Genomic DNA, 4,796 nt, shown 5'->3' with positions numbered 1-4,796 from the left:
AGCACGGGGGCGACGCTCGGCACGCCCCAGTCCACCACGGGCCAGCCGCGGCGCAGGGCCTCGCGCCGCAGGCGGCGATCCGGGTGGACGGCGACGGGGCGACCCACCACCTCCATCACCGGCAGGTCCGAGTACGAGTCCGTGTAGAAGGCGCACGAGGACAGCGGGACACCGCTCTCGGAGGCACAGGCCTGCGCGTAGTAGCGCTTGCCCTCGCCGAAGCACACCTCGCCCAGGGGCCGGCCGGTGTGCACGCCCGAGGCATCCACCTCGAAGCGGTTGCAGAGGATGGCGTCCAGCCCCAGGTCGCGGGCCACCAACTCGGACAGGTAGCCCGAGGACGAGGTGAGCAGGACGAGCTTGTCCCCGGCCGCGCGGTGCTCCTCCACGGCGCGCAGGGCCCCGGGGCGGAACTGCGAGCGGACATGCCCCTCGTAGAAGAGGACGGTGCGCTCGCGCACGTGCTGCTCGCCCGTGCCCTGGAGATGGGAGATGGCCTGCACCAGCGCGTCCTGCATGGAGACGAAGCCCAGGTGGTAGCGGGCGAGCCAGTAGCTGGCGCGCAGCGCCTGAAGCCGGGTGATGTGGCCCTGCTCGAACTCGCGGCGAATCCACAGGGCGCCCGAGTTCACCGCGAGCAGCGTCTTGTCCAGGTCGAAGAACGCGATGGTCATGAGCGTCCCCTCACCCGAGCGGCGCGCGGGAAGCGGAGCCGCTCCCCCTGCTCGCCCGCGCGCGCCGACGACGGAAGGTCAGAAGGCCCAGGAGCGCCGCCGCGGGGAGGAGCGCCCCCGGAGCGGAACCACAGCCCAGGCCGGCCATGCCCGGACCGCGACTCACCGCCTGGAAGTGGCGGCCGGTGTCGGAGGACTCGCCGCACTGGGTGGGCGGCAGGCCCCGGGGGTAGGCCTCGCAGAAGCCCGCGGCGCTGCCCACGTCGATGATGCGCTTGTGGGTCTCCCCCGGAGATGCGGTGGACTGCATGGTGGAGCCGGGCACTTCCACGTGGTCCAGCCCCACCACGTGGCCAATCTCATGGGTCGCCGTGTTCTGGAGATCCGTGGCGACACAGTCCGTGGAGGGCTGCCCGCTACACGGTGGCGAGTCGATGGTAGTGAAGAGGAAGCCCCGCCCGTCCCCGCTCGAGGCGTTGAACTCGATGTCCGCGTCGAGGATGTAGCCGGTGCGGTAGCTGAAGGTGGTGGTGGTCAGCCCGATGATGGCACCGCCGTGGTCCCAGCACCCGTGGACATCGGAACAGGTGTCGGCCTTGATGCACGGATCCTCCGGCTCGACGACGTCGTTGCAGTCCGCCTCGCGGAAGGTGATGACGTTCTCGTTGTTGTCCCGGTTCTCCCTGTCGTAGCCGACCGTGGGATTCTGGATGTCCGGGCCGCGGGTGAAGATGTAGTCGCTGCAGGTGGAGGACAGCGCGCGCCAGGAGGAGAACGAGGCCTCGAGGGCCGCGAACTCGGTGTCTCCGGGCGTGCGGCGGCTGCCGGCGGCGTCCAGCCGGTACACGAACTCCCGGGTGTTCCAGAGGACGCAGAAGGGCCGGCCGGGCACGAGGGTGCGCAGGTACGTCTGCGCCCGCGCCTCGGGAGCGGCGAGGGCGAGCGCGGCGAGGGCGAGCCAGGACAGGGAGCGCCTCACCGGCGAGCGCCTCCGCGACGGCGGCGCCACGCGAGCAGGCCCCAGCCCGCCAGCGCGGGCAGCCATGCCTCCGCTCCGGAGCTGGAGCACCCCAGGCCATGGGGCCCCAGCGACGTCGTGCTCCCGCTCGTGCCCAGCGAGGGCGTGACGCAGCTCTGACTGGGCTGGCCCTTCGGGTACGTCACGCACACGAATTTATGCGAGCCCTCGTCGATGCTGCGCTTGGACACCTCACCCGGGGGCGCCTGCGGGAACATGGTGGAGCCGTCCACCCGGATGTGGTCCAGCCCGATGAGGTGGCCGATCTCGTGCGTCATGGTGTTCTGCACGTCGGTGGCCACGCAGTTGGTGGAGTTGACGGTGACGGGCTGGGAGCAGACCGGATAGGGCGGCCTGTCCACGGTGGTGAAGACGTAGCCCGCCGCGTTGAACTGGATGTCCGAGTCGTAGATGATGCCGGACTTCTCGTCGTAGGTGGTGAGCGTGAGGGCGATGGTGCTCGCATCCCCGTCCCAGCAGTCGAACGCGTTGCCGCACGTCTCCTCTTCCCAGCACCCGTGGTTGGAGGGCGCCACGTCCTCGCAGCGGCGGGAGCGGAAGAGGACGAGGTTGCGGTTGTCGCCCTTCACCTCATAGCCCACCTTGCGGTCATCCACGAGCGGCCCCTCCTCGAAGCGGAGGTTGCCACAAGAGCTGAAGACCTCCTGCCAGCCCTGGAAGGAGGCGCGGATGGCGGCGAACTCGTTCTGCTTCTGGGCATCCGAGCTCTTGGGATTGCCCGCGCTGCTGAAGTGCCACTTGAGGGTAGGCACCGTCCAGAAGAGGCAGTGGGCGTTCGCGTCGTTCGCCCTCACGCGGCTGCGGACGTAGGCGTCGCCCTGCCCGAGGACGAGCGCGGCGACCAGCATCGGCGCGAGCATCACGGCCGCTTCTCCTGGGCGCGCACGGGAGCCTGCTGCTGGAGCGCGGTGTGGATGGAGGCCTTCAGCTCCGCGAGCGACACGGTGCGGGCCGAGGACGTGGTGGCCTGCCGGGTGTCCGGATCCAACAGGAGCGTGTCCCCGGTGGGCTCCGGCACGGCCAGGGCGCGGGTGCCATCCTCCGAGCGCTGCACCTTGTACTTGCCCTGGGCCAGGCCGACGACGCGGAAGGCCTTGGCCCCGCGGCGCTCGAGAAAGAGCACCACCTCCTCCCCCTGGGTGAAGGAGGCCAGGCCACTCACCATCTGTCCGATATCCCCCACCCTCCCCCCCGGCTGGGTGACGAGCACCGTGGCACCCGCCTGTCCCTTGAGGGTGTCGGAGACCTGGATTTCCACATCCGTGACGATTCGGCGGCCATCCCCACTCCACCGACTTTCCACCCGCCGCACTGTCCCCTGGACAATGGAGTCGGCCGACCGGGCGAGCTCCGGCAGATCCGCCCGCAGCATCGTGGTGGCCCCCGCCGGCAGGCAGAGCAGGAAAACGGCCGAAAGGAGCGCGCGGAACGCGGTGGGAAGTGTCATGCAAGAGCCCTCGATGCGCGGCAGTTTAATGCATTGGGCGGGCCGCCGGGCAGGGAAGTCGGCCGCTCGTTGACCATCCAAGCCCGCTCCTGCTATCCGCGCCCCTCCATGGCTTCCGTTCCTCGCGTCCGTTTCGCACCGTCTCCGACCGGTTATCTGCACATCGGCGGGGCCCGTACCGCCCTCTTCAACTACCTCTACGCGCGGCGCCAGGGCGGCGTCTTCATCCTGCGCATCGAGGACACGGACCAGGAGCGCTCCACCCCCGAGTCCGTGAAGGCCATCCTCGACGGCCTCACCTGGCTGGGCATCGACTGGGACGAGGGCCCGGGCAAGGAAGGCCCCTCGGCGCCCTACTTCCAGACGCAGCGGTTGGACCTCTACAAGAAGTACGCGGACCAGCTCATCGCCGAGGGCAAGGCGTACCGCTGCTACTGCACGCGCGAGGAGATCGACGCGCGCCGCGCCGCGGTGGAGAAGGCCACGGGCAAGCCGGGCACCTACAAGTACGAGGGCACCTGCCGCGACCGCAAGGACATCCCCGAGGGCCGCACCGCCGTCATCCGCTTCCGCATGCCCGACGGCGAGGGCCAGGCGACGTTCGACGACAAGGTGCTCGGGCCCATCACCAAGCAGTACTCGGACCTGGATGACTGGGTGATGATGCGCGCCGACGGCATCCCCCTCTACAACTACGGCTGCGTCATCGACGACCACACCATGAACATCACCCTGGTGGGTCGCGGGCAGGAGCACGTCAACTCCACCTTCCCGCAGCTCATGCTCTACAAGGCCTTCGGGTGGACGCCGCCCGACTTCGCCCACTTCCCCCTCATCCTCGCGCCGGACCGCCAGAAGCTCTCCAAGCGCAAGCACCCCGAGGCGGACGTGATGCTGCACAAGCAGAACGGCGTGCTGCCCGAGGCGCTGCTCAACTACGTCATCCGCCTGGGCTGGAGCCACGGCAACGACGAGGTCATCAGCCGCGAGCAGATGGTGGAGTGGTTCGACTTCGCGCAGGTGGGCAGCACCTCCGGCGTGTGGAGCCCGGACAAGCTGATGTGGCTCAACCAGCAGTGGATGAAGCTGCTGCCTCCGGCGAAGGTGGCCGAGACGCTGGTGGACCACCTGGTGGCCAAGGGCGTCCAGCTCCAGAAGGGAGACTCGCGGCTGGAGCGCGTGGTGCTGGCCTTCCGCGAGCGCGCGAAGACGCTGCAGGAGATGGCCGACACGGCCCTCAAGTACTTCCAGCACGGCGTGGCGCTGGAGGAGAAGGCCGCCGCCAAGCACCTCACCGCCGAGTCCAAACCGCTGCTCACCCTGGTGCGCGAGCAGGTGGCCACGCTGCCCCAGTGGAGCGCCGCCGCATTGGACGAGGTGGTGAAGAAGGTGAGCGAGCAGGCCGGGGTGGGCATGGGCAAGGTGGCCCAGCCGCTGCGCGTGGCGGCCACGGGCGGCACGGTGAGCCCGGGCATCGGCGAGACGCTCGAGCTGTTGGGGCGCGAGGAGTCCCTGCACCGCCTGGACGCGGCGCTCGCCCGCCTCGGCTAGGGACGCCGGGGAAGACGCCGGGGAACGCCCAGGGGGCCCAGGTTGGAGTGGACACCTTCGCGCCAGGGCCCTATTGTTCCCCACC

5 protein-coding genes are annotated in these 4,796 nt (G+C 69.7%); 1 reads left to right on the top strand and 4 read right to left on the bottom strand.

Annotation, left to right across the window (positions count from 1 at the left end; translation table 11 throughout):
- The 4 genes from VF697_RS32555 to VF697_RS32540 form a co-directional block, all read right to left on the bottom strand.
- Positions 1-674: HAD-IB family hydrolase (locus VF697_RS32555; RefSeq protein WP_331101069.1), on the bottom strand; the 674-nt coding region annotated here is incomplete at its 3' end.
- A 10-nt stretch (positions 675-684) separates the two neighbouring features.
- Positions 685-1,653 (bottom strand): myxosortase-dependent metalloprotease, MXAN_2677/MXAN_2678 family, encoded by a 969-nt coding sequence (locus tag VF697_RS32550; RefSeq protein ID WP_331101067.1) that lies wholly within the window; start codon positions 1,651-1,653, stop codon positions 685-687.
- Entirely contained in the window at positions 1,650-2,573 is a 924-nt protein-coding gene (locus VF697_RS32545; protein WP_331101071.1) for a myxosortase-dependent metalloprotease, MXAN_2677/MXAN_2678 family, read from the bottom strand. The genes VF697_RS32550 and VF697_RS32545 overlap by 4 nt, the downstream gene beginning before the upstream one ends.
- Positions 2,573-3,160, bottom strand: a complete 588-nt coding sequence (locus VF697_RS32540; protein WP_331101065.1) for a hypothetical protein — start codon at positions 3,158-3,160, stop codon at positions 2,573-2,575. Before VF697_RS32540 ends, VF697_RS32545 begins: the two co-directional genes overlap by 1 nt.
- Positions 3,161-3,268: 108 nt before the next feature.
- Here VF697_RS32540 and gltX point away from each other — a divergent pair, with 108 nt between their 5' ends.
- A complete protein-coding gene (gene gltX, locus VF697_RS32535) occupies positions 3,269-4,711 on the top strand; it encodes a glutamate--tRNA ligase (RefSeq protein ID WP_331101063.1) in 1,443 nt (480 codons plus the stop codon).
- The last annotated feature ends 85 nt before the right edge of the window (positions 4,712-4,796 follow it).

The sequence above is a fragment of the Archangium sp. genome (assembly GCF_036388035.1).
GTDB lineage: Bacteria > Myxococcota > Myxococcia > Myxococcales > Myxococcaceae > Archangium.
The sequence above is the reverse complement of the archived record's forward strand: the minus strand, read 5'-3'. Positions and strand labels throughout refer to the sequence as shown.

What these genes read in the sequence shown, in the direction of transcription:
- VF697_RS32545 (WP_331101071.1), bottom strand. Translation starts at nt 2,573, where the DNA reads ATGCTCGCGCCGATGCTGGTCGCCGCGCTCGTCCTCGGGCAGGGCGAC.
- VF697_RS32540 (WP_331101065.1), bottom strand. Translation starts at nt 3,160, where the DNA reads ATGACACTTCCCACCGCGTTCCGCGCGCTCCTTTCGGCCGTTTTCCTG.
- gltX (WP_331101063.1), top strand. Translation starts at nt 3,269, where the DNA reads ATGGCTTCCGTTCCTCGCGTCCGTTTCGCACCGTCTCCGACCGGTTAT.